General features: G+C 41.7%; 19 protein-coding genes. 9 read left to right on the top strand and 10 right to left on the bottom strand.

Annotated features, from left to right (window positions below; genetic code table 11):
• Nucleotides 1-270: 270 nt before the first annotated feature.
• Both BM308_RS05005 and BM308_RS05000 read right to left on the bottom strand, forming a co-directional pair.
• Nucleotides 271-1473, bottom strand: coding sequence for a heme biosynthesis HemY N-terminal domain-containing protein (locus BM308_RS05005; protein ID WP_074943346.1), 1203 nt, complete (start codon nucleotides 1471-1473; stop codon nucleotides 271-273).
• Entirely contained in the window at nucleotides 1473-3218 is a 1746-nt protein-coding gene (locus BM308_RS05000) for a uroporphyrinogen-III C-methyltransferase (protein ID WP_074943345.1), read from the bottom strand. Before BM308_RS05000 ends, BM308_RS05005 begins: the two co-directional genes overlap by 1 nt.
• A gap of 201 nt (nucleotides 3219-3419) precedes the next feature.
• Between BM308_RS05000 and BM308_RS04995 the strand changes: the two genes are divergently transcribed.
• The 4 genes from BM308_RS04995 (at nucleotide 3420) to dapF (ending at nucleotide 8329) form a co-directional block, all read left to right on the top strand.
• Entirely contained in the window at nucleotides 3420-5891 is a 2472-nt protein-coding gene (locus BM308_RS04995) for a class I adenylate cyclase (RefSeq protein WP_074943343.1), read from the top strand.
• 83 nt (nucleotides 5892-5974) lie between these two features.
• Entirely contained in the window at nucleotides 5975-6166 is a 192-nt protein-coding gene (gene lptM / locus BM308_RS04990; protein ID WP_074943342.1) for an LPS translocon maturation chaperone LptM, read from the top strand.
• 66 nt (nucleotides 6167-6232) lie between these two features.
• Entirely contained in the window at nucleotides 6233-7480 is a 1248-nt protein-coding gene (gene lysA / locus BM308_RS04985) for a diaminopimelate decarboxylase (protein ID WP_074943340.1), read from the top strand.
• 12 nt (nucleotides 7481-7492) lie between these two features.
• Nucleotides 7493-8329 (top strand): diaminopimelate epimerase, encoded by an 837-nt coding sequence (gene dapF / locus BM308_RS04980; protein ID WP_074943337.1) that lies wholly within the window; start codon nucleotides 7493-7495, stop codon nucleotides 8327-8329.
• A gap of 156 nt (nucleotides 8330-8485) precedes the next feature.
• Here dapF and BM308_RS04975 read toward each other — a convergent pair whose 3' ends face one another.
• Both BM308_RS04975 and BM308_RS04970 read right to left on the bottom strand, forming a co-directional pair.
• Nucleotides 8486-9787, bottom strand: a complete 1302-nt coding sequence (locus BM308_RS04975; RefSeq protein ID WP_074943335.1) for a hypothetical protein — start codon at nucleotides 9785-9787, stop codon at nucleotides 8486-8488.
• A gap of 47 nt (nucleotides 9788-9834) precedes the next feature.
• The gene (locus tag BM308_RS04970; protein WP_074943333.1) at nucleotides 9835-10308 is read right to left on the bottom strand and encodes a type III secretion system chaperone; all 474 of its coding nucleotides are present in this window, start codon (nucleotides 10306-10308) and stop codon (nucleotides 9835-9837) included.
• A gap of 288 nt (nucleotides 10309-10596) precedes the next feature.
• On the opposite strand from BM308_RS04970, the gene BM308_RS04965 reads away from it, so the two are divergent.
• Genes BM308_RS04965 through BM308_RS04955 form a run of 3 tightly spaced genes read left to right on the top strand, consistent with a single transcriptional unit; the run spans nucleotide 10597 to nucleotide 14407 of the window.
• Nucleotides 10597-11508, top strand: a complete 912-nt coding sequence (locus BM308_RS04965; protein WP_074943331.1) for a tyrosine recombinase XerC — start codon at nucleotides 10597-10599, stop codon at nucleotides 11506-11508.
• Complete coding sequence (locus BM308_RS04960) at nucleotides 11505-12236, top strand: HAD-IA family hydrolase (protein ID WP_074943329.1); 732 nt, start codon at nucleotides 11505-11507, stop codon at nucleotides 12234-12236. Before BM308_RS04965 ends, BM308_RS04960 begins: the two co-directional genes overlap by 4 nt.
• Before the next feature lie 2 nt (nucleotides 12237-12238).
• A complete protein-coding gene (locus BM308_RS04955; protein ID WP_074943327.1) occupies nucleotides 12239-14407 on the top strand; it encodes an ATP-dependent helicase in 2169 nt (722 codons plus the stop codon).
• Nucleotides 14408-14428: 21 nt separating this feature from the next.
• Here the strand turns inward: BM308_RS04955 and gloA2 are convergent, their stop codons facing one another.
• Both gloA2 and dctP read right to left on the bottom strand, forming a co-directional pair.
• Nucleotides 14429-14809 carry an SMU1112c/YaeR family gloxylase I-like metalloprotein gene (gene gloA2 / locus BM308_RS04950; RefSeq protein WP_074943325.1) on the bottom strand — a complete coding sequence of 127 codons (381 nt, stop codon included), beginning with the start codon at nucleotides 14807-14809 and terminating at the stop codon, nucleotides 14429-14431.
• Between the two features lie 118 nt (nucleotides 14810-14927).
• Nucleotides 14928-15932 carry a TRAP transporter substrate-binding protein DctP gene (gene dctP, locus BM308_RS04945; RefSeq protein ID WP_177214415.1) on the bottom strand — a complete coding sequence of 335 codons (1005 nt, stop codon included), beginning with the start codon at nucleotides 15930-15932 and terminating at the stop codon, nucleotides 14928-14930.
• Nucleotides 15933-16224: 292 nt separating this feature from the next.
• Here dctP and rho point away from each other — a divergent pair, with 292 nt between their 5' ends.
• Nucleotides 16225-17484 (top strand): transcription termination factor Rho, encoded by a 1260-nt coding sequence (rho, locus tag BM308_RS04940; protein WP_074943321.1) that lies wholly within the window; start codon nucleotides 16225-16227, stop codon nucleotides 17482-17484.
• Nucleotides 17485-17569: 85 nt separating this feature from the next.
• Here rho and BM308_RS04935 read toward each other — a convergent pair whose 3' ends face one another.
• Nucleotides 17570-18568, bottom strand: coding sequence for a D-alanine--D-alanine ligase (locus BM308_RS04935; RefSeq protein ID WP_074943319.1), 999 nt, complete (start codon nucleotides 18566-18568; stop codon nucleotides 17570-17572).
• Between the two features lie 174 nt (nucleotides 18569-18742).
• Between BM308_RS04935 and BM308_RS04930 the strand changes: the two genes are divergently transcribed.
• A complete protein-coding gene (locus BM308_RS04930; protein WP_074943317.1) occupies nucleotides 18743-19636 on the top strand; it encodes an enhanced serine sensitivity protein SseB in 894 nt (297 codons plus the stop codon).
• Between the two features lie 16 nt (nucleotides 19637-19652).
• Here the strand turns inward: BM308_RS04930 and BM308_RS04925 are convergent, their stop codons facing one another.
• Genes BM308_RS04925 through BM308_RS04915 form a run of 3 tightly spaced genes read right to left on the bottom strand, consistent with a single transcriptional unit; the run spans nucleotide 19653 to nucleotide 23042 of the window.
• A complete protein-coding gene (locus tag BM308_RS04925) occupies nucleotides 19653-20189 on the bottom strand; it encodes a PqiC family protein (RefSeq protein ID WP_074943315.1) in 537 nt (178 codons plus the stop codon).
• A 14-nt stretch (nucleotides 20190-20203) separates the two neighbouring features.
• Nucleotides 20204-21802 carry a PqiB family protein gene (locus BM308_RS04920; RefSeq protein WP_074943313.1) on the bottom strand — a complete coding sequence of 533 codons (1599 nt, stop codon included), beginning with the start codon at nucleotides 21800-21802 and terminating at the stop codon, nucleotides 20204-20206.
• Complete coding sequence (locus tag BM308_RS04915) at nucleotides 21789-23042, bottom strand: paraquat-inducible protein A (protein ID WP_143098567.1); 1254 nt, start codon at nucleotides 23040-23042, stop codon at nucleotides 21789-21791. The genes BM308_RS04920 and BM308_RS04915 overlap by 14 nt, the downstream gene beginning before the upstream one ends.
• Nucleotides 23043-23188: the final 146 nt, after the last annotated feature.

The following is a 23188-nucleotide window of genomic DNA, read 5'->3' as shown; positions in this document are numbered from 1 at the left end:
TTGAGAAAGGATTTGCATAAACATATGAGGATGTATCTGCATTGGACAAAACTGCTAGTACAGTTTTGTAAATCCGTGTAACTTTTTTCATAACAATCTCCTGTCATTTATAATCTGTAAGATAATACTATCACTCGGTTTTTATCGACGCTAATTCTATTTTTTTATATTTGGTTATAGTAAAAAGCTATAAGTATTCGTGAGAATATCTGACAAGAAAAATAAAAATGGCGATCATCCGATCGCCATGTGAAATGTAGAATGGTTCTGTTACTTCTTCAAGGTCAGAGCCTTATCCTCGTAGATGAGAGCATTGGCCTTTCTGAAGAAATCAGTAGCTTCTTTAACCTTTTCAAGATTGGTCAGAATGGTACCGATTCTGATATAGATATCGGTGCTAGGTTCGATAGCCAGAGCCTTCTTATAGTCATCCAGCGCATCAGTCATCAGACCGGCTCTGAACTCCAGATTACCCATGGCCTTCAGCAGAGGCAGGTTAACCTGAGTGGAAATAACATTCTTTGAGGCGTATTTCTTGAGGAAAATCAGTACATCAGGAACTGCAACCTCCCAGCTGGCGATTGACTCCACAAAGGCGGGATCAAGTTCTTCTTTCATCAGATCCAGAGCAAGAGAATTTGCCTTTTCAACATTCCCGTACTTAAGGAACTTATAGATGATAGCTCCCATGATCCTTGAGTTTCTCTTGTCTTCACGGCTGAGCTCCCTGTAAATCTCCTCGAGTTTTTCTTTGGAATCGGCTTCCCTGATCTCTTTTTCAATATATTTGATGTAATACTCTCTAACCTGCTCTTTAGTCAGGGCCTTCTGTTTTATGAATTCCTTGCTGTTATCCAGGATCTTTTTGTAGTCTTCTGTTGAGAGGTAGCACTTCAGATAAAGCTGACAGATGTACTTGTTCTTGATTGCTCCATTCATTCCGTCAAGGTATTCCAAGGCTGCCTTGGAATTACCGATATCAAGGTTAAGCTTGGCTCTTAGAATATCGGCTGCAAGCTTTGCCTGTCTGCCGCGGCTCTGAGCTTCATCCAGAGCTTTGCGGGTGAAATCATAAAGCTCAAGGGCAAAGGCTGACTGGGCTGCTACTAAAAGGGACTTCTCACTCATTTTCTTCAGTGAACTTGAGTGCTTTAAAAGTCCCAGACTCTGCTCAAACTGTCCCTGACTGAAGTCGATAAAAGCCTCGTCCTGAGCAGAGAGTTTCTTGTTGAAAGCTCTGTTTTTAAAGCCTTCCTTGATACGTGAAGGGATATTCAGAATCTTCTTGAGGATAATGTACAGCACAAAGAGCAGCAGAATTGACAGCACGTAAATTACAATTGCGGTATTTACTGAAGTCTCAATGATTCTGTCGCCAAAGACGATGTGCACAAAGCCCTGGGTATCTGCAAGCATTGGTCCTACAAAGACAGCAACACAGGTAAACAGGATTAAGAGCAGAATTTTAATCATCAGACGCCTTCCTTGTTATCAGTTTTGCCGTTTGCTTTTGCAGCCTCTGCTGAATTCTTTCTGGTACCGTTTTTCTTGATATCTGCAGATTCAGTCTTTGTGTCTGTTTTTACTTCAGGTGCAGTTTCCTGAACTGAAGGAGACGCTTTGCTCTTCACATCTTTTTCATTCTGTTTTGGCTTCTGGTTTTTGTACAGATTGAATCTGTTCTGAGCATGGGCGTTGAACAGCGGTACGCTTGTAAGCTGATCTGGTTTGCCGCTAGCAATGTTTATCTTGGATATTTCATCAATTACCTCAAGATTTGTTGTGACGTCGCTGTTGTTGATATCGTAGTAGGCTGAAATATGCTTTTTGATTTCATCAAGATTGTGGGCAAAGCTTTCCTGATCCTTGTTGAACAAGGCAATCTTGGCTAAAAGTATTTCTGTCTTGATATTCTGCAGCAGAATTGCGGACTGTTCAGGTGACAGATACTGGTTAACCACACCGTCACTGCGTCTTCTGACTTCAACAAATCGGGAGGAGAACTCCTTGAGACTTGTCAGAAGATTCTCTTTCCAGTCACTGATATTATCAGTTGTCTGGTCGGTTTTCTTGTAGGATGCCTTTTTCTGAGCCTCGGTTAGGAATTCATTTAAAGGCATGTGGTCAACATTGTTGTAGACACTGTCCAGTCTGTAGAGAATGCCTCTGGAATCAACATGCTCAATCTTCTTTAAAGAAAGGATATCCTTGCTGATGGCCTCTCTAATCTGGTTGATGGCTGGCTCGTCAATCTTGACCAGAAGCGTGTCAGCCTGAGACAGATTTAGTAGCACGCCTTCAATATTGTCACTGAAGCTTAAAATATTCTGCGCATTTGATACCAGGAAGTAGCTTTTTGCCACCAGCCAGTCATTAGGATTTCTGTCCTCATAATTATTGAGGCGGATGTTAACAGCCTCAGTCTGTTTTGTTGCCTTTTCAACTGATTTCTGCAGTGTTTCCTGCTGGCTCTTTAATATATTGTTCTGATTCTTCAGTTCATCATTAGCCTTAAGAAGGTTGCTTACTCTTTCATCCTTTGCCTTGATCTGATTGAAGAGATCATTAATCTTGTCCTCGGTTGCACTTACACTGGCACTGGACTGCTGAACCTGCTGCTGTATCTCCATGATATTGCTGTATTTCTGCTGATCAAGGTAGTAGGCTCCATAGGCTGCAGCTCCGATAACAAGAATCAGTGCAAAGGTCAGCAGATTTACTCTGGATTTTAGTGATGATACCTGTGGCAGTAATCTGTCATATTCAGTGGCAGGTACAACCTGCTGTGGCTTTTCATCATTCATGTGTAAAGGCTCTTCTTCTTTTTTCTGTACTTCAGGCTTTATTACTGGCTTGACAGCTTCGGCTTTCGCTGTTTCTTTGTTTTCATTATGGCTGTCAGAGGAAATATTTGAAGTGATTCGGTGCTGACTGAAGCTGTTGTTTTTACTGTCAGTACTTCCTGCGGTGGATTCAGAGGTTCTGCTGCCGTCAAATGTATGCTTGCGTTCTGTTATGGTTTTCTCGGTTTTAGGGGTAGTTTTGTTTTTTGGTTCTGAGTCTAACAGAATCTTTGCCTGATTGAGGGTAGCGTCAACTTCTCTGTTTAATCTTGCCTGTACCAGTTTATCACGATTGTCTGATACAGCTCCTTTTTTAGCTTCATCTGCCTTATTGACAGATGTTCCTTTTATGTTTGCCTTGTGATCGTTAGACATATGCTTTATCTCTATTCTAAGCAAAAGAATTGTATCTTTTATGATACCATGTATATATTCTATTTATATGAATAAGCAAGATTTTATACTTTGACAAGTAGCCATTGATCACTTTTTTGAGTGATTTCATACTATATTTTGCTAAAATTAGATTACGCGTAGATTTGTAGTAAAAACTTTCTAAGGGGCATAGCTTTAAATATGGATAAAGCTCAATTTGAAAAAAGATTTTCAAAGGTGAGTTCCTTTAACAGAGGCCGTTTCGCTATTGCCCGTCAGATCATGACCAAGAATGTAAATGAGGTGCTTGATCTGGTTCCTATTCTTATTCACTACAATCATCCTGCAATTCCCGGCTACAGAAAAAATGGCGTACCTTTCGGTATCGACATGTTCTCTCCTAATGACTTCCAGCGTAAGTATCTTCAGGAAAGAGGCATCGATCCGGACGAAAAGATTGAACCTTTCTGGCCGGTTTACGGCCTTTATGCCATGGGCAGTACCTCTTCTATTGCTCAGGGACAGAAATCCGATCTGGATATCTGGGTATGCGTAAGTAAGGATCTCCCTCATTTCGAGATGAACCTTCTGGCAGAAAAGTGCAGATTTATTTCCTCTTTCTGCAAGGCATTGGGCGCAGACGTTAACCTCTTTGTTACGGCAGAAAACCGCTTTATAAGCGGTGAGCACGGGGCCATGGATACCGAGGACTGCGGTTCTGCCCAGTCTCTGTTCCTTTTGGATGAGTTCTATAGATCGTCTTTTCGAATCTGCGGACGTTATATTGTCTGGTATATGATATCTGTAGAGGATGAGCTCAGAGATTATGCACAGGAAGTTGATGAATTCTACAAGCTTGAGTGGCTTATAAAGGATCAGTGGTTTGACTTCGGCTCTGTTGCAAAATGTTCTCCGGTTGAATACTTCGGATCTGGCATGTGGCTGGTTTACAAGGGAATCGACCATCCTCTCAAGGCGCTTTTAAAGATTATTCTGATGGAGGCATATGCCTCGGAATATCCGAATACTATTCTGATGTCAATGGATCTTAAGACCTCTGTCATTTCAAGTAGAACCTTCGGTCTGGGACATGATTCTTATTACCTTTTATATAAAAAGGTATCTAAATATCTTTCTAAAATAGGGGATAAGGCTCGTCTTGAGCTAGTAAGAAAATGCTTCTATTTAAAGCTGCTTGATGCGATTGACGGTCAGCCTCAGAGTAAGCTTCTCAACAAACGCAGGACTCTGATGCGAAGAGTGGCTTCTTTGTGGGACTGGTCTGCTTCCTATATTGAAAAGCTCTCTGCAAAGAAGAATTTTAATCTGGTATCTATCAAAAATTTCCAGAATCAGCTTTTGGAATCTCTCTTAAAAAGCTACAAGGCGCTTCTGCGATTCTCTGTTTTTCATGGAATTGAATATGCCATTACATCCGATGATGCCGGCGTTCTTTCAAGAAAAATCTATGCCTCAATTGATAAGTATCCGGGCAAAATCATGCAGTCCTACAGTGAAGTCAGGAACTATATGGAAGAGGAGACTCTCTCTTTAATTCTGCCTTCTGAAAATACGGTCTGCATACATGGCTGGCATGTTTATCCTTGTGCTATAGACAACATTGATCTTTTATCCACAAGGGTGGTGTATATTGCCCCTCGCGCAGTGGAAATGGTTGCCTGGCTTACAACAAACAAAGTGCTGACAAGCCGTACCAAAGTCTATGTCTCTGGCAGAAATTCATCTGTGGATTTCAAGAAAATCAAAAGACTGGCTGATGACATCAACCGCTTCTTCTTCTCTAAGAAGATACAGATCAGAGAGGATGACTTAAGAAAGGCTCGAGATATGGTTAAATCCATGGTGGTGATTAACTTTGAAAATGATATCACCAGAAATTTCATGATTTCAAACTCTGATCTTGAACTGGGTGATACCCTCTCCTGCGGTCGACAGAAGATGTGTCTAATCGGCTCTATTGATGTTATTACTTTAAATACCTGGGGAGAGCTTACCTGTCACACCTATTCTGACGGAGAGCTTGGCGTAGTGGAACTATTAGCTTCAATCCTGCATATAAGTTCCCTGACAGATGCCGCTCATGACAATATTGATCTGGATGATGTACTGAAGATCTGCAGCTATTCAGAAGAGCACGGTGATCTGATCCGCTATGATCTTGAATCCACCATCAAGGGTATATTAGGCTGCTATAGCGATTACGAGTCAACCTATGTGTTCAATGTTTCACACAACACCTACGAGGCTCGAGCCAACGACGATGATAATGATGTTTCAATTATCAGAAGAAGCATGTTCCGTGCCTCAGATGACGATGTAACTATTCTTTCCCGTTTCGGTATGAGACCTGAGTATGCTCTGCAGGTTCCTGCTACCGTTGAACATCATGCCACCATCGGCATTATGCAGTATTTCTTTGCCAGAGAGGATGAGGGCTGGAAAATCTACATCGTTAACGAGCGAAACGAGGTTAAGATCTTCTACGGGTTCAATGGTTCCCGTGCTGCGCTGGTAAACTCCATTAACCGCTACTACACCTCTCAGTCTGAGTCGAATTCGACTAAATCAACCCTGAATTTCAATCTTCCTCAGTATTTTGTACTGGGAAATGATCAAAAATCGATCCATCCGTTCACAATTTCCAATAAATAGTGCCAAATTGGATCATTTTGGATATACTTTCAAGGAAAGTATGAAATATTTTTCATAACTCTAAATTAAATAGGTTAATCAAATTGAATAAATTTATTGCATTACTGTCTCTTACCGTTGCAACTCTTTTTCTATATGGCTGTGGCATTAAAGGCCCTCTTTATATAGAGAAAGATCCTCAGACTCAGACCCAAAAGGCAGATGGAGAGCAACAGCTTGGTACTCAAGAGAATAATAAGACTGATGCCTCTGATCCTCAGAGCGTGCACTACTAGAATTCAAAGCGGTAGTTAACCTTCCGGTGTCTTCTGACACGTTTGTTTGAATTATGGATTTGTAAAATGGATTTCTTTGGCTTTAAAGATTCAGATTTGTATGCGGAATCTGTAAAGATTACCGATATCGCTTCACAGTATGGTACCCCTCTTTATGTATATTCAAAAGCTACCCTTTCAAAACATATGGTTGCTTTTGAGGAGGCTCTGAAAAGTCGGAATCATCTGGTCTGCTTTGCTGTTAAAGCCTGCTCAAATCTGGCAGTCCTCAATCTTATGGCCAAGCTTGGTGCTGGTTTTGATATTGTTTCAGAAGGTGAGCTGCGCCGTGTTATCGCTGCCGGCGGTGATCCTTCAAAAGTCGTTTTCTCAGGTGTTGGCAAGAGCGAGAGTGAAATTGAGTTTGCTCTTTCCCAGAAGATTAACTGCCTGAATATCGAATCTCCAGAGGAGATTGATACCGTAATCAGGGTTGCCAGAAGGCTCAATGTTGTGGCTCCGGTTGCTCTGAGAGTGAATCCTGGTGTTGACGCCAAGACCCATCCTTCAATTTCAACCGGTCTGAAGAACAACAAGTTTGGTGTGAGTGAAGAGCTGGCCTTTGATTTATATAAGAAAATGGCTCAGGAACCATGTCTTAAGGTTTCTGGTATCGACTGTCATATCGGTTCACAGATGACTTCGGTTGATCCTATAATAGAAGCTTCAGATAAACTTATTTCCCTATATAATAAGTTAGTGGCTGCAGGAATTAAGGTTGATCACATTGATATCGGCGGCGGTTTAGGTGTTATCTATGATAACGAAACTCCACCAAGCCCAGAGGAGTATCTGGCTCCAATCTTAAAGAAGCTTGAGGGACTTGATGTTGCTCTTTATATTGAGCCTGGCCGTGCCATGGTTGCCAATGCCGCAGTGCTTCTTGCCAAGGTTTTATACCAGAAGGATAATGGTGATAAGCATTTTGTGATAACAGATACTGCAATGAATGATATGATACGTCCTGCACTATATGGCGCTAAAATGACTATCGTAAATGCAACCAAGCATTCAGATATTGCTGCTGTTAAATCAGATATCGTAGGCCCTATCTGTGAGAGCGACGATTTTTTAGGCAAAGAGCGTTCACTTAGTGTCAAAAACGGAGATATCCTGGTGGTAAGAGGTGCCGGTGCCTACGGCTCTTCAATGGCCTCCACCTACAATACCCGCCGTCTGTGCGCAGAGGTTATGGTTGATGGTGAAAAGACTGCTCTAATCAAGAAGAGACAGGCTTTTGAGGACATCTGGAAGGATGAGATTATTCCAGAATAATAAAGGATTAGCATGATTTTCAAATTTTCCAAAATGCAGTGCTGCGGCAACGACTTTATGTTTGTTGACGCCATTACTCAGAAAGCGTTTTTCTCTCCTGAACTTATAAGAAAGCTTGCTGACAGACATTTTGGAATTGGATTTGATCAGCTGATTCTGGTTGAACCTCCTTTTGATCCTGAGGTGGATTTTCATTTCAGGATCTTCAACTCCGACGGAACCGAGGTTCAGATAGGCGCTAATGCTGCTGCCTGCTTTATTCATTTCGTAATCGAACACAAGCTTACTGCAAAAAATGATCTTCAGGTAAGTTCAGCCTCAAGACTTCTGCAGGTAAAGCTTAACGAGGATGGCTCGGTATGCGTGAATGTCGGTGTACCATCCTTTGCACCTGAGGATATTCCTTTTGCCTCCCTGCATACTTCCGATACTTATCCTTTCAAATTCAAAGACGGTGTTGAACTGTCTCACAGCGTTGTTTCCATGGGTAATCCTCACGCTGTTTTCTTTGTGGATGATCTGAATAGAATTCCGCTTGAAAAATATGGCAAAGAGGTCGAATCCGACGAGAAATTCCCAGAGAAAGTGAATGTAAGCTTTGTAAAAGTCGAATCAGAGCATGAAATTTCGCTTAATATCTTTGAGCGCGGTTGCGGAGTTACCCTTGCCAACGGTACCTGTGCCTGTGCTTCCTGTGTCAGCGGTATTACCTCAGGAAAACTTAGTTCTCCTGTAAAGGTAAAAATGCCTGGTGGTACTGCTCATATTGAATGGAAGGGCGGAAAGGAGCCTGTCTTTATGACTGTCTCCGAGATTTCCCGTGTGTATGACGGTACCTTTGTAGTCTAATCAGATACTTTCTCTTGTACTAATTGTCCTCTTTTCCACCTAAGAAAGGAAAAAATTGCAAACGGGATTATTGTAGAAGCGCAGGACGAACTAAACTCGGATCTTCTTTAATCTTCAGTCATGAAAACCTTGAAAATCCGAGTTCCCTTTCTGTGATTAGAAATCATTTTCATCTTTGTCTTCAGGGATGTCTTCATCCTTTATGATATTTCTTCCATTAACAATATCCTGGTGTTCGGCGAAGTCAGTAACCTGATAAACGGAATAGTTCTTTAATGAAGATACCGGAACTTTTTTAACTTCTCCGTAAGGATCAAGCACAACAACCTTGTTATTGTTCTCTATATCAAGAACAGTCACAGCGTGTCCTGGAGAAATACCATCAGAAAGAGCTGTTGCTTTAGAAGAATGTCCGATAACAACTGGTTTATGTTTTGAAAGATTATCCTTGATAAGGTCCAGAACCTCATTGCTGGACATATGCAGGGATCTATGATCAATTCGATGCTTAAAAGAACAGCCCAATAATGCTGTAAGTCCATCTCCGGCAGAACGATAGGCCATCTTAAGGTCTTTTGCAGTTACATTTTGGGCGTTTGTATTTGAATATTCAACGCCTAAATGCATAAGCATTGCATTCTCTAGAGCCACAACCCAGTTGGCACTGTTACTACCGAACTTATTTCCATTTCCATCCTTGATTCTGCCCAGAGGTACGTCATAGGTATTTTCTCCAAGTCTTACAAGAACATGATTTGGAGTTTCACTTATGTCAAACAGTCTGAAAATGGCGTCAGTTCCCTGTGTACTTAGAATAGAGGTAATTGCTGACAGGAACCAGCAGTCCTGAAATTCCGGATCCTGCTTAATGTCACTTAGTTTTGGCATGCCGTTGTCACCGAACAGTACATGATTGATGTTCCTGAAATTTGTACCAATTTCTGAAAATGGCTCTATTTTGGTATTAGCTCCCAGTCCTGCCAGTCTAGCAAGCTGTTCTGTGGTCATGGAATAAGGTTTTCCATTTGGCTGGGATGGTTCAGGCAGCTTACTCTGAACCTTTATGCCTCGCAATTCATCTATTTTCTGAGGAGTGGAAAGTGTTGAAGAATCAGATACTCCCTTAAAGAAGTTAACTACTTTAAGAATCATTCTTCCAATTTTATTGAAGAATCCACTTGATGGTTTTGGAACTCTGATGTTTTTAAGGGTACTTGCTGTCTTTTCAGGCAGATTGAATTTGTCGACTACAAACGCGTTACTTAAATTAGCCTTCTTGCTTTCATTCCCTTTTGGCGAGACATTGACTACAAAATCGTCCTCGTTTTCCTGGTTTTGGACTTTTACAGTCTCATTAGGATTTCCACTTATTTGGAAGTCATCGTCGTCAATCTGATTTGAATTGTAATACTGGTTGCCATTGTTGGATACGTTATTTCTTGAAACTGGATCTGACATATCGAACTCCTTTTCCCCTCACACCTCAAAAATTATTGTTAAGTGGGTTATCCCATTAGTCCTGAAGCAATATCAAGTACATCCTGCTGATAGCCTGAATCTGTAACATTGTCGTCTTTACTGAAATAAGTAACTCTAAGGTAAGCTACTTCATTGGCAAATTTTTCTACAGCATCAGCAAAATCATCTACGGTCAATACTGAAACATGAAGTTTCACCTGTGCTGTTAACGCATTGTTATCTGGAGCAAGAGCATAGGTAATGCTGTTACTCTTATCAAAAAGGAATTGTCTGTAAAAAAGAGCTTTGAATACTTCAGGTTCTTTTTTTCCTTCAATGATTCCAATTGCAGAAAAAATCAGAATTTCGTCAGTACTGTCCAGGTAACAGAAATTAATAGGTGGCATCCATTCGTCTTTTAGTACAATGCGGCACATACCCTGATCATTAAAGGTACCTTCACCAATTTTCAGGGTTTTTGTCATGTCGGAAAATAATAATTTTGCCTGAGTTAAACTCATACTTACTCCTTTTTTTTTTAATTATAAAGGAAATGTTATTTAAATGTAGTTATAAAAATTATAAAATGTGACTTGAAGTCGTATTTTAAAATTATAGAATATTTCATACCGCTCTCTTTGATGTAATAAGGTGAGATTCTATGAGTAGATCACACTTCAGATAATTTCTGTGTTGACCTTAAATCAATTTGCATTTTGGGTTGCCTGATTAAAAAAAAGAAGTCATACTTTTGAATAATAATATTGAAGATTGTTCCCTGTTTACGCTACTGTTTCTGATTTGCTTATATGTTAAAAGATCTGATTGTCAGGTATTTAGATAAGCTTCGTTTTGAAAAACGGGCAAGTCAGCATACTATCGACTCTTATCAGCGGGTTCTGTTTAAAGCGCTTGAAGTTCTGGAAAGGGAATTCTCCGATCTCAAAGACTGGAAAGACGTTAAACTTGAGCAGATGCGAGTAATTCAGAGAGAATTAAATTTTGGCTCTGATCTGAACAAGCTTAACAACAACTCTGTTGCCCACGATCTTTATGCCTTAAGCTCCTTTTTTAAATTTCTTGTATCCATAGAAGAAATTCCCGATAATCCTTTTTCACTGATAAAAGCCCCTAAGATCAAAAGACATCTGCCCAAGATCCTCTCATTGACGGAGATAGATGCGATTCTGTCTTTAAAGCCTGAAACCATATACGAAAGACGTGATCTGGCCATTGTTGAACTGCTGTTCTCCTCCGGTCTGCGTGTCTCCGAGCTGGTCGGTCTTGATCTGGAGGACTACGATGAATTCGTCCAGGAGGTAAAAGTTCTGGGCAAGGGTGGCAAGCAGCGTGTGGTTCCTGTAAACGACAGCGCCATCTCAAAGATAAGTGACTATCTTCTGATTCGTGAAAGTTTTGAGCCAAAAGAGCCGGCTCTGTTTTTAAACCGTTTTGGGCGCAGATTGACTACTCGAGGTGTGGAGCAGAATCTGATGAAACTTTGCGATAAAGCCAGTGTCAGTGCCCATCTGAATCCTCATAAGCTCAGACATTCCTTTGCCACAGAGCTGCTGCAGGGCGGAGCTGATCTGCGTTCGGTACAGGAAATGCTGGGACATGCAAGTCTTGCGGCAACACAGATTTATACTCATCTGGATTTTGAACATCTAAAAGCCGTATATAATAAGTCTCATCCATTAGCATCCAGGAAAAAGAATTGAAATTTTTAAAACAGATTGATCTTAGTAAGATAAAAGTCCTTTCCTTTGATTTAGATAATACTCTTTATGACTGTGAAACAGTACTTCGAAAAGCAGAGGCCTGGTTTACCCAGTACCTCTGTGACACCTACGGTTTAGGCGGAGCCTGTCTTAAGTATGACTACTGGTCACAGGTTAAAGCAGAAGTTCTGCATGACAATCCAGCTCTTGCCGATGATGTGACTCTGCTGCGCGAGGTAAGTCTGGTGGAGGCTTTTAAGCGTCTTAAGATTCCGTTAAAGAACGGTCTTGATGATGCTAAAGAGCTCGTTGATCTTTTTGTTGAGCATCGCTCCTCCGGATTTGTTCATCAGGATATCTATGATATGCTAGCTGGTCTTAGACAGAAATATCCTATGATTGCGGTTTCAAACGGAAATCTCAAGCCATCTAAAATCGGTCTGGACAGCTACTTTGAGCGCGATATCCGTCCTTCCGTAGGAGGCCTGCGCAGAAAACCCTATGCAGATATGTTCGAAGAATGCGCTAAATATAAAAATGTTAAAATAGATGAAATACTGCATATCGGTGATGATCCTTTCACTGATGTCTATGGTGCCGTACAGGCTGGCTGTAAATGCGCCTGGGTATACAAAGGTTATACCGGTATTTCACCTGATGAGAAGCAGCTGAAGGTGCTGCCAAATATTCTTCTGGACAATGTTCTGGAACTTAAAGACTTACTTTAAATATGCAAGACAATTCACTTTACGAGCTAAACAACGGCCTATCTGAGGATGCTCTGGATGAAGATCCTCAGTCAGACAAGATCCTTGAAGGTTTAAATGAATCACAGCATGAGGCGGTTTCTGCTGAACTTCGCAATATGCTGATTATTGCAGGTGCCGGAACCGGTAAAACCAGAGTTCTGGTTTCAAGAATCGCCTGGCTTATAAGACACTACCATATTGCTCCTCGTAATATCATGGCTGTAACCTTTACCAACAAGGCTGCAACCGAGATGCGTGAGAGACTGGGGGTAATGGTTGGTAACTCGGTACAGACCTCCCTGTGGGCCAATACCTTCCATTCCATCTGTTTAAGACTGCTTCGTGCCTATGCCCAGTACGCAGGACTGGTCCCTGGCTTTACCATTTTAGATACTGACAGTCAGGTATCTCTGGTTAAGCGACTGATGAAGGATATGAATATTGATACAAAGGAGTTCAAGCCTTCAGATATAGCCTCCAACATCAGTAAGCAGAAGGAAAACGGCATCCGTGCACTGGCATACAGCAAGATGGTCTCAGTAAAGTCTCCTGACCATGTGAAGATTACCAGCCGTGTCTATACCGTCTACGAGAAAGTCTGCAATCAGGAAAACTCCGTTGATTTCAGTGAGCTGCTTTTACGCACTGTTGAACTTCTTGAGAACAATCGTGAAATCCGAGAACTTCAGCACCGTCGCTTCAAAGAGATTCTGGTGGACGAGTTTCAGGATACCAACTCAATTCAGTACCGCTTCCTGCGTCTGATTGCAGGTCCCGATGCTCATGTGCTGGTGGTTGGAGATGATGATCAGTCCATCTACGGATGGAGAGGTGCGGATGTCGGCAACATGAGAAAGTTTTTAGAAGACTTTACTGATGTCAAACAGGTGCTTTTAGCTCTAAACTATCGTTCCACCCAGAAGATTCTGGATGTTGCCAACACCATTATCGGCTTTAACAGTGACCGTCTGATGGAGAAGGTGTTAAAGGGAAATTTCGGTGATGGTGATAAGGTTAAGATTCTAAACTGTGCCAACAACAAGGTGGAATCCGCTACTGTTACCGACCGTATTGCCTCTCTGCATGATGAAGGGGTGGATTACAGGGACATCGCTATCCTTTACCGTAACAACTATCTGTCTCTGGATTTTGAGCAGAACCTTCTAAGAAAGCATATTCCTTTTGTGATTTACGGTGGTCAGAAATTCTTCGAGCGTGCCGAGATCCTCGATGCCATTGCCTATATGAGAATTCTGGTGAATGAGGATGACGATACTGCCTTACTCAGAATTATCAATACCCCTTCACGAAAGATCGGACCTAAGGTTGTGGAAAGCCTGAGAACTATTGCCACAGAGAGAAACTGCTCTTTAATCAAGGCAATACGTCTTCTGGATGCTCATGTGAATTCAGGAAATGTGGATAAGACCTTAAGCGGTCTTTATAAAAAGGTTTCTGTATTCTATGAGCTTTTCAAGTCACTTAATGAGAAGCGACAGAATATGAATCTATCTGCCTTTGCCGATGAGATGCTCAGAAGTACAGGTCTTTATAAGTACTATCAGGAAAAAGACTTCAAGGATGGCAAGGATAATGAGGAACACTCCCGTTATGCCAACCTGGGTATGCTGATTACCAATATCAAGGAATTTGAATCCTCAGCCTCTGCTGCCTCAGATGTCCCTGATGAAAGTGCTCCTGAGGGTACTGCCGCTGATAGTCAGGCAGAAAGGAAGGAAGATCCGCTCTTAACCTATCTGTCCAACATTACTCTGGTTTCAACCGGTGAGCTTAATGAGGAGGGCGGTACCTCCAATGTTGGGGATGCGGTTAATCTGATGACTATGCACGCCTCAAAGGGCCTTGAGTTCAAGTATGTATTCCTGGTCGGTTTTGAAAAGGATATTCTGCCATCAAGACTTTCTGCCTATTCAGATAAATCTCTGGCCGAGGAGCGCCGACTTGCCTATGTTGGTGTAACCCGAGCCAAGAAAGCTCTGTTTATCAGCTATGCTCAGGTCAGAAGCATGTTCGGTAACTCAGAACCTACAGGTGCCAGCTCATTCTTGCGTGATCTGGTTCGTGAGTACAAAGGCAAGCAGGATGTTCCTTTAATGATTGAGGCGGTTAAAGGCTATTCCTACTATTAACCTCCTCAAAGATTGTGTCTGCTACTCGTGAATTTCGAGTGGCAGATTGTCCGGATCACGGAAGAATGTCATTTTTTTATGAGTAAAGGTGTCTTCTCTTACCGGTTCAGTTTCAATTCCAAGACGGTTCAGCTCCTTTACTGTTTCCTCCACACTTTCAACTCTAAAGGCAAGGTGTCTGAGGCCAGCACTTTCGGGACCGCTGTTTCTCTCTGGTGCATCTTCCTTGATGAATAATTCGATTTCGATATCTCCGCAGGCAAGATCAATCTTCCAGTCATTTCTGTCTTCACGGTGGTTTTCTCTGATAACCTTAAATCCCAGCAGATCAACGTAGAAGTGTCTGGATTTTTGATAGTCTCGACCGATAATGGCAATATGATGTACTGCGTTGAAATTCATAGAAAAAATCCTGTAAACAGAGTTTGTGTGATTCGCGGAAATCCCAAAAAATAACCGATATTTCAATCGGTTATTTATGAACTCTCTAATTATAGCCTAAGCTGTAAATGGCGTGGCGCTATTTTTTCGCAGCTTTACCTGAATCTAAAGCTATAGCTTTATCATAAAGCTCCTTTATCTCCGGTCTTGATTTCAGAATATGCTCATGTACAGCTGAAACAGTATTTCTGAAGTCATCCACATTAACCTCTTTGAACTTGACTCCCATCTGCTGAGCTTTCTTTTTGGCCTGCTGAATTTTCTCCTTCCATAGACTGAATTCAACTTTCTGGGCTTCTATCGCAGCTTGTTTGAAAATATCAAAATCCTTATGAGGAATAGAGTATAGAAATACGGATGAACCCACCAGAAGATCTGGAACCATCTGATGGTGATCATAACTGTAGTATTTACAGAATTCACCGTGTTTCTGTTCAACCAGAGCAAGCTCATTGTTCTCGGCGCCGTCAATCAGTCCTTTTTCCAGGGCGCTATAAACTTCACCGAAGCTGATGGTCACGTAATTAGAATCAAAAAAGCTCATCATCTCCCTGTTGGTTCGTCCGGTTTGTACACGGAAGGTTTTTCCTTTCAAATCCTCTGGGGTATTGATTGGACTTTTAGCGTAGAAGCTTCTGGAACCGGATGTGAAGGCTGAAAGGGGAGTAAAACCGTCCTCTTCATTTTTTGCTCCCAGGTCCTCCAGTACGGCTGGATCGGTAATGAACTTTTCATAGTTCTCTTCTGATGAGAACAGGTATGGAATAGAGAACAGGGCATATTTTTTATTGTATTGCTCAAGATTTGAAGTAGAAATAACCATAAATTGAACGGATCCAGATCTTAGCAGCTCAATTACCTGTTCATTCGAACCTGCCTTATTATCTGGATAAATCTGCACTTCATAGTCATTGCCAGCATGCTTTTCAACATAGTCCTTGAAGGCAAGCATGGCAAGATGATCCGGATGTGTTTCCTTATGGGTATGAGCAACTTCAATAACCGTTTTTGCCTGAACACTGGCTACCGGCAGGCATAACGCCGCAGTAAGAAATGAAAGTGCTAAATATCTGTAAAGCTTCATTCTCATTAGCTCTGTATAAAATATTAAACGGATATTCTTAGTATAGGATAATTTTTTTTCTGCAGATCCCTCCTATCTCCCATTTGTAACACAAAGGAACAAATGGCATAAATATCGAAAAAAATTTGCAAACTTTGAAAAAAACTGTGTTATGATACGCCTAACGTTGAGTCCAACGTTATCACCTAGGCCTAGATATTACGGCCTAACACGGAAAAAATTCCTTTTAACTTAATAATTAAGAGATCCTTTCCTGCATTCCCCATGCAGAACATGATTGTAATTTACTTATATGAATCTAACCGAATTAAAAAACACTCCTGTTGCTCAGCTCGTTCAGATGTGTGAGCAGAATGGAATCGAGAACGTTGCCCGCCTAAGTAAGAAAGAAATTATCTTCCAGCTATTAAAAGCCTCATCAAAAAACGGTGAAGACATTTTCGGCGAAGGTGTAATTGAAATTCTTCCTGACGGATTTGGTTTCTTAAGAAGTGCTGATTCTTCATATCTTGCAGGACCTGATGATATCTATGTATCACCAAGTCAGGTTAGAAGATTCAACCTTAGAACAGGCGACTCAATTGCCGGTAAGATTAGACCTCCAAAGGACGGCGAAAAGTATTTCGCTCTACTGAAGGTAGATTCCGTAAACAACGACGATCCTGAAAATTCTCGTCACAAGATTTTATTTGAGAACCTTACCCCTCTGTTCGCTCAGGACAGAATGCAGCTAGAGCTTGGTAACGGTTCAAAGGAAGACCTGACTGCAAGAGTTATCGATCTTGTTGCTCCTGTAGGTAAAGGTCAGCGTGGTCTGATTGTGGCTCCTCCAAAAGCTGGTAAGACTATGCTGCTTCAGAATATTGCCCACTCAATTTCAACCAAGTACCCAGAGTGTACCCTGATTGTTCTTCTGATTGACGAGCGTCCAGAAGAAGTTACCGAAATGGTTCGCAATGTTAAGGGCGAAGTAGTTGCATCAACTTTCGATGAGCCTGCAACACGTCACGTTCAGGTTGCTGAAATGGTTATCGAAAAGGCTAAGAGACTGGTTGAGCACAAGAATGACGTGGTTATTCTTATGGACTCCATCACCCGTCTGGCCCGTGCGTACAACACTGTAGTTCCTTCATCAGGCAAGGTTCTAACCGGTGGTGTTGACGCTAATGCTCTGCAGAAGCCAAAGCGTCTGTTCGGTGCTGCACGTAACGTTGAGGAAGGCGGTTCTTTGACAATCATTGCAACTGCTCTGATTGATACCGGTTCAAAGATGGATGAAGTTATTTACGAGGAATTCAAGGGTACCGGTAATATGGAACTTCACCTGTCACGTAAGATTGCCGAGAAGCGTGTATATCCTGCAATCGATGTTACCCGTTCAGGTACCAGACGTGAAGAGCTTATTACTACTCCTGATGAGCTGCAGAAGATGTGGATCCTAAGAAAGTTCCTGCATCCAATGGGCGAAATCGAAGCTATGGAGTTCCTAATCGACAAGCTGTCAATGACCAAGACCAACAACGATTTCTTCGATGTGATGAAACGCGGCTAACAGCTTAAGTCCTTCATTGAAAACCCCCGATTTTTTCATACTAAAACCGGGGGTTTTGTTTTTTACTGTTTTTCTTTCCTGTCTTCTACCTATTCTCTGCAATAGCCTTTTTTACAGCTTTTGCAAGGAAGTCAGACATAATGTCACCGTTGTGCTCAAGCATCTTAGGGAACATTGAAATTGGAGTTGCTCCTGGGAAGGTGTTGATCTCGTTGATCAGAATACCATCCTCCTTTGACAGGAAGAAATCGATTCTTGAAAGATCACGCAGCTTCAGACCAATGAAGGCTCGGCGTGCCATATCCTGAATGGTTCTGATATCCTCTTCAGAGAGATTATCTGGGGTTACAGTGGTAATGGTGCCTGAATCCTTTGAGTACTTCTCATCAAAGGTATAGAACTTGTTGTCAGGAATAATAATCTCACCTGGACGTGACAGCTTCAGTTCTCCGTTAATTTCGTAGGCGGCAACCTCGAGTTCACGGTGAATGATGTTCTTCTCTAAAATAACCTCTGAGCTGAACTGGAATGCCTCAGCAATGCAGTCCCATACGTCATCACGTTTGGTTACATGGTAGCATCCAACTGATGAACCCTGACTTGCAGCCTTAACATAAATATCCTGATACTTATCAAAGAAGGCTAAAGCATCCTGCTTATACTTATCATTCTGTAATGGAATGATGGCATAAGGAGAATTTGGAATACCCAGCGCATCAAGATACAGCTTGGTGGTTATTTTGTTGAAGCAGTAGCGGCTTGCTTCAGCCTTGCAGCCGATATAAGGAATATTGTGGATCTCAAGGAAGGACTGGATATCACCGGTCTCTCCTGGAATACCGTGGATGCAAGGTACTACACAGTCAATCTTTATATCTTTTCCGTCAACTGAGAAGATATTGTCGCCTAGGAAAATTCCGTATTTGTTTTCGTCAACGATAAACTTGTGATTGTGAATTACTGCTTTGGTTACTGAGAATTCAGGAGTCTTTTTTAACTGTTCTTCAATGAATTTTGCGCTTAGAAGTGAAATATCGTGTTCGGAACCGTCTCCGCCACATAGTAAAAGAATGTTGGTACTCATTTTTGTCCTAAATAATGTCAAATATAGCTGCAAACATCATAGACACTATAAGGTTTCCTTTCAAGATGTATTTGGGAAAATCACGATTTAAATGAGATAGATGAGCGTATTTCCATATTTTTGATCATTCTCTTTACAGTTTCTAATGATCTTATAATCCTATAGCGGTACTGTATGCTCAGATCAAGTTATAGTCAGAACTCAATTGAAATCATCAGAATAAATACAAAAAGGCTTACCGTTATGAATATCGATGTAAACAAACCGGTAGAAAATCCAGAATTATCAAAACTGCTCAACGAATATAACCGTGCCGACAACGAGGAAAAAAGAAACAATCTGCTGGATTATATTGCTCAGGAATTTGCTCTTAACTCCCATCTGCTTTCCGTAATTAAGGTTGACGATAATACAATCGTTGAAAAGAACGGTCAGAAGTACTTCAAGGAAGATTCAAAAATCTCATTTGTCCAGTTTACTTCAGAGGATAATCAGGTATTTTTCCCAGCCTTTACAGACTGGAAAGAGTTGCGTAAGGGCGACAGATTCAAAAATGAGTACATCAAAACGCTGATCATGTCCTTTGATGACTACTATGCAATGGTTAAGGACAGCGGTGCAGGTATTGTCATCAATCCTTTCAGCCATAATCTTGTATTCTCAAACGGCAATATCCAGTATATGAAACAGCGAAAGGACATTGTTGAAAAAGGTCATTCCGAAATCACAGTAAAGGAGGACACTCATGTTCTGCTTGGCGATCCTAAGATTTATCCGGATGCAATGGTAAAAGCCCTTACCGAGTATTCCAAAAAAGTTAAGGAAATCAAGTCAATATGGCTGAAACTGATGATCCGAGACGAGGAACAGAGTTATCTTCTGGTGGTGGATTTTGCCGGAGATAAGCAGAAAATCTTCTCAGGCCTTGCTGATGCTGCAAGAGCTTATCTTCCAAGCAACATGTATATTGATATTGTGCCTTACAACGATGATTTTGGAAGGAATGCCGCGGAAAACGGCAAACCTTTCTATCAGAGAAAGCATAAACTGTTCGGACTTTTCGGTTAATCTGTCTGTTTGGTTTTTACTTTTTTTCTTTCAGCTCTGCAATTGCCTCATGGCAAATCCTGTCAAAGCCTGAGCGCAGAGCTGCAACCAGTGCATCATAGCCTGCAGTCTGCTGCTCAGTTTCAATCTGACGGCTGACGGTCTTAATGATCTGTCCCTTTGAATTTATCAATGAGAAAGAGGCGCTCACATAAATCTTTCCAGCCTCGCTTCCCTGAAAACGTGCTACATACACATCGAGAGACTGATCTTTGAGACGGAAATTCTCCTGACTTATAGTATTGCTTACCAGGGCCTCAAGCTGTTCATTCAGAGGTTCTGCCCAGCGGTGAAAACGGGCTTCCCTCAGGCTGTGATCACTGACCTGCAGAACGATTCCTCCTCCATCTAAGACAGGATTTAACTGCATATTAATTTTTTCAGAACCGGACATCATTTCCGGCTTCAGATCCTGCACCATCGAGTATCTGATCTGCGATGGGGTATCACCGCTAGAACAACCTCCAAGAATCGCAGCGCATAATACCAGTCCTGTCAGAATTCGTGATTTCATTTTTTATCTCCAATTTAACGACGTCCAGGTACAGGATCGCCGGTAGTATCGCTGAAAATTATTGAATTAGGTTTCTGTCCTACATCCTTAACCGCAGGTTTAAGATCTTTTAGGGCCTGATTCAGCTGTACCACCAGCTGGCTCATATCTTTATAAATCTTACCCTGTTCATCAAATCCTGCCATAGTTTTTTCAAACTGCTTAACAGTTTTGGTAAGCTCTTTTACCAGCTGCTGCTGGTTTACGCTATCAAGAGTATTGGACATATGGTGCAGGGTCTTCTGCAATTCAACCATGGTTTTTCTAAGCTCAGTGCTGGTCTTATCAAGTTTCATTCCCTTAAGCTCGGCAAGGATCTCATTCATCAGTCTCTGAGGGGAACCACCTCCACCACCGACCATAGGAATTACACGGATTCCATCGACATCAACTTCTTTTGCAATACATTTTTCATTACTGCCTATTTCCAGATTTATGGCGTTATTTCCTGAGAGTATCGATGCACTGTAGGTAGAGGCACAAACTTCATTCTTATCGAGGTACTCTGTAAAGAAATTCATTGATACCTCTTCATTACGCTCACTATAGGTATAAAAGGATACAAGGGCATATATATCATCTTCAGGTGTAATTACATCAACTTCATTGCAGAGCCATGGCACCTCAATTACCTTGCCAACCGGTACTCCACGGTAGAAGATATCACTTCCTGCCTTAAGGGCTCCGGCGTCGTGCCCCAGATTTATAAGGAATTTAGGATAGCTTTTGAGCATTTCGTTTTCTGCAGATTCACGATTTTCGTAGAGTCTGTATGTTTTCTTCAGATCAAGTGGCTCATCTGCATTACGATAGCCCATTCCTTCAAAGGTAATTGTTCCCTGAAGCAGGCTTAATAAAGATTTTGTACTCAGATTCACACCGGAACCGTCAATCTTCAGATCAATACCTGCGTCATTCCAGAAAGAGATATTTCCTTTAAGCAGTATGTCATAAGGTTTACGGATAAAAAGCTGATACTCGAAAGTATCGGTTTTCGGATCAAGTTTTGAGGTGGCTACATTACCTACCTCAACCCCCTTATATTCAACTACAGTACCTTCAGGAATACTCTCTTTGCCATTTGAGATAAGATTTACGGTTACACCGTCTTCATTATAAGGGTTGACCGGCGGATGTTCTTCGGCAATAAACCTGTTAGCACTCTTATCGGAGCTTCCAAGTGAAATCTGAATATATGAACCTCCCAGCAGAGTATCAAGTCCTGATATTGAGTTTGTATCGATACGAGGTTTTACTACCCAGAACTTGGAATCTTCCAGAAGCAGCGCTTCTGTATTTGGATTCATTCTGAGTCCAAGTCGTACTGATTTGAGATCTTCTTCAATTTCCACGGTTTCAACTCGACCGACATTAACCGAGCGGAATTTAACCAGTGTTTTACCCGCCTCTATTCCATCAGCGGAAGTAACTATCAGTTCTACCTCAGGACCTTTGTTTAAAGTGTTATCCCAAAGCATAATAGCTGTAACGATCAGTGCCAGAAGAGGAATTATCCATGCAAATGAAATTCGACGGAGCGTATTAGCCTTCGCCATTTCGTTACTGTTGTTCACAATTCCCCCTTCTGTCCCAGATCATTCTTGAATCAAACTGTTCAGCTGAAATTAAAGTTAAAATAACCACTGCACAGAATGCCACTATGGCAAATCCCGGGTTAATGGTTATAAGCCCTCCAATTCTAACAACAGAGGACATAATAATTACCACAAAAACATCTATCATTGACCATTTTCCAATGTATTCCACAAGACGATAAATCATCACCAGCCTGTTCTCCAGATGATTCTTCCCCGGTTTTTTTACGTTATAAACCAGAAATATCAGCATCAGGATTTTGAGGATTGGAATGAAAATACTTGCTATCAGAATCACCAGTGCCACAAATCGTGAATTCATATTCCACAGCGCAATTACACCATCAATGATGTTTGAACCGTTGTTTGCGCCTAGGAGGTCGGTATACATGACCGGATAAAGATTTGATGGAAGATAGAGAATAGTTGCTGAAATCAGCAGTGCACAGGTTTTCTGTATTGCCTGAGGATTACGGTAAAAGTTGACACGTCCGCATCGAGGACAGACAGCTCCGGAATCTGATCCTGGATACTGTGCGCCGCAGGTACGGCAAACTACCAGATGCTGATCGACTCCTGTTTTTCCTGCCTCAGCACTTTCAAAATGCCCATGACCTTTCAGAGCCCATAGACGATTAGGTCGAAGATGCATCCAGCACCAGGCCATCATGACTGAAAAGATAACGGCGGAAAAGAATCCGAAATGAAAGGAAACATTGGCAAGAGATGTCAGTTTAATCAGACTTATGAGCACTCCCATGATAAAAACATCTACCATGCAGTAACGATGAGAGAAGGAGAATATCTTAAGGGTAGACAGGGAGGGAACAACTCCAAACAGACCTACTGCGATTGCCAGAAAGAGTACAACCAGCGGCATAAAAAGAGTTACCGCCATAAATACGTACAGCAGCCCTCCCCAGTCAAGGCGCAGAGTGGTCAGAACATTATAGAGGGACATGCTGTTGGATACGCCGAACTGTTCGAGTGTCATGAAAGGTTGTGTCACGGAGGCAAACAGCATAATCAGTGCTGACAGTGCCATGAGTCCTACTGTCTGAAAAGAGTATTCCCGGGCACGTACCAGTACAGCTCCGCAGCGTGGGCAGCGGTAGTTTTTTGTCGGATCTGGATTAGTCGGAAGAGTCACTCCCATATCGCAGCAGTGACAGATTTCGACATAACTCTCGGACGATGGTCCTTGTTTTACTTCAGGCAAGCATAACCTCGAATAATGGACAAAACAATGGCTACAATTCTATATTAATATCTAATTCGTCAATTTTCACTTAATCTGGGGAAATTTTCCTGATTTACTGCAAAAATTGCATTATTTTTTAGACAGTTGAAGTTGAGTTTGAGGAT

It is taken from the genome of Succinivibrio dextrinosolvens (assembly GCF_900116345.1).
In the GTDB taxonomy this organism is placed as follows: Bacteria; Pseudomonadota; Gammaproteobacteria; order Enterobacterales; family Succinivibrionaceae; genus Succinivibrio; species Succinivibrio dextrinosolvens_B.
The sequence above is the reverse complement of the archived record's forward strand: the minus strand, read 5'-3'. Positions and strand labels throughout refer to the sequence as shown.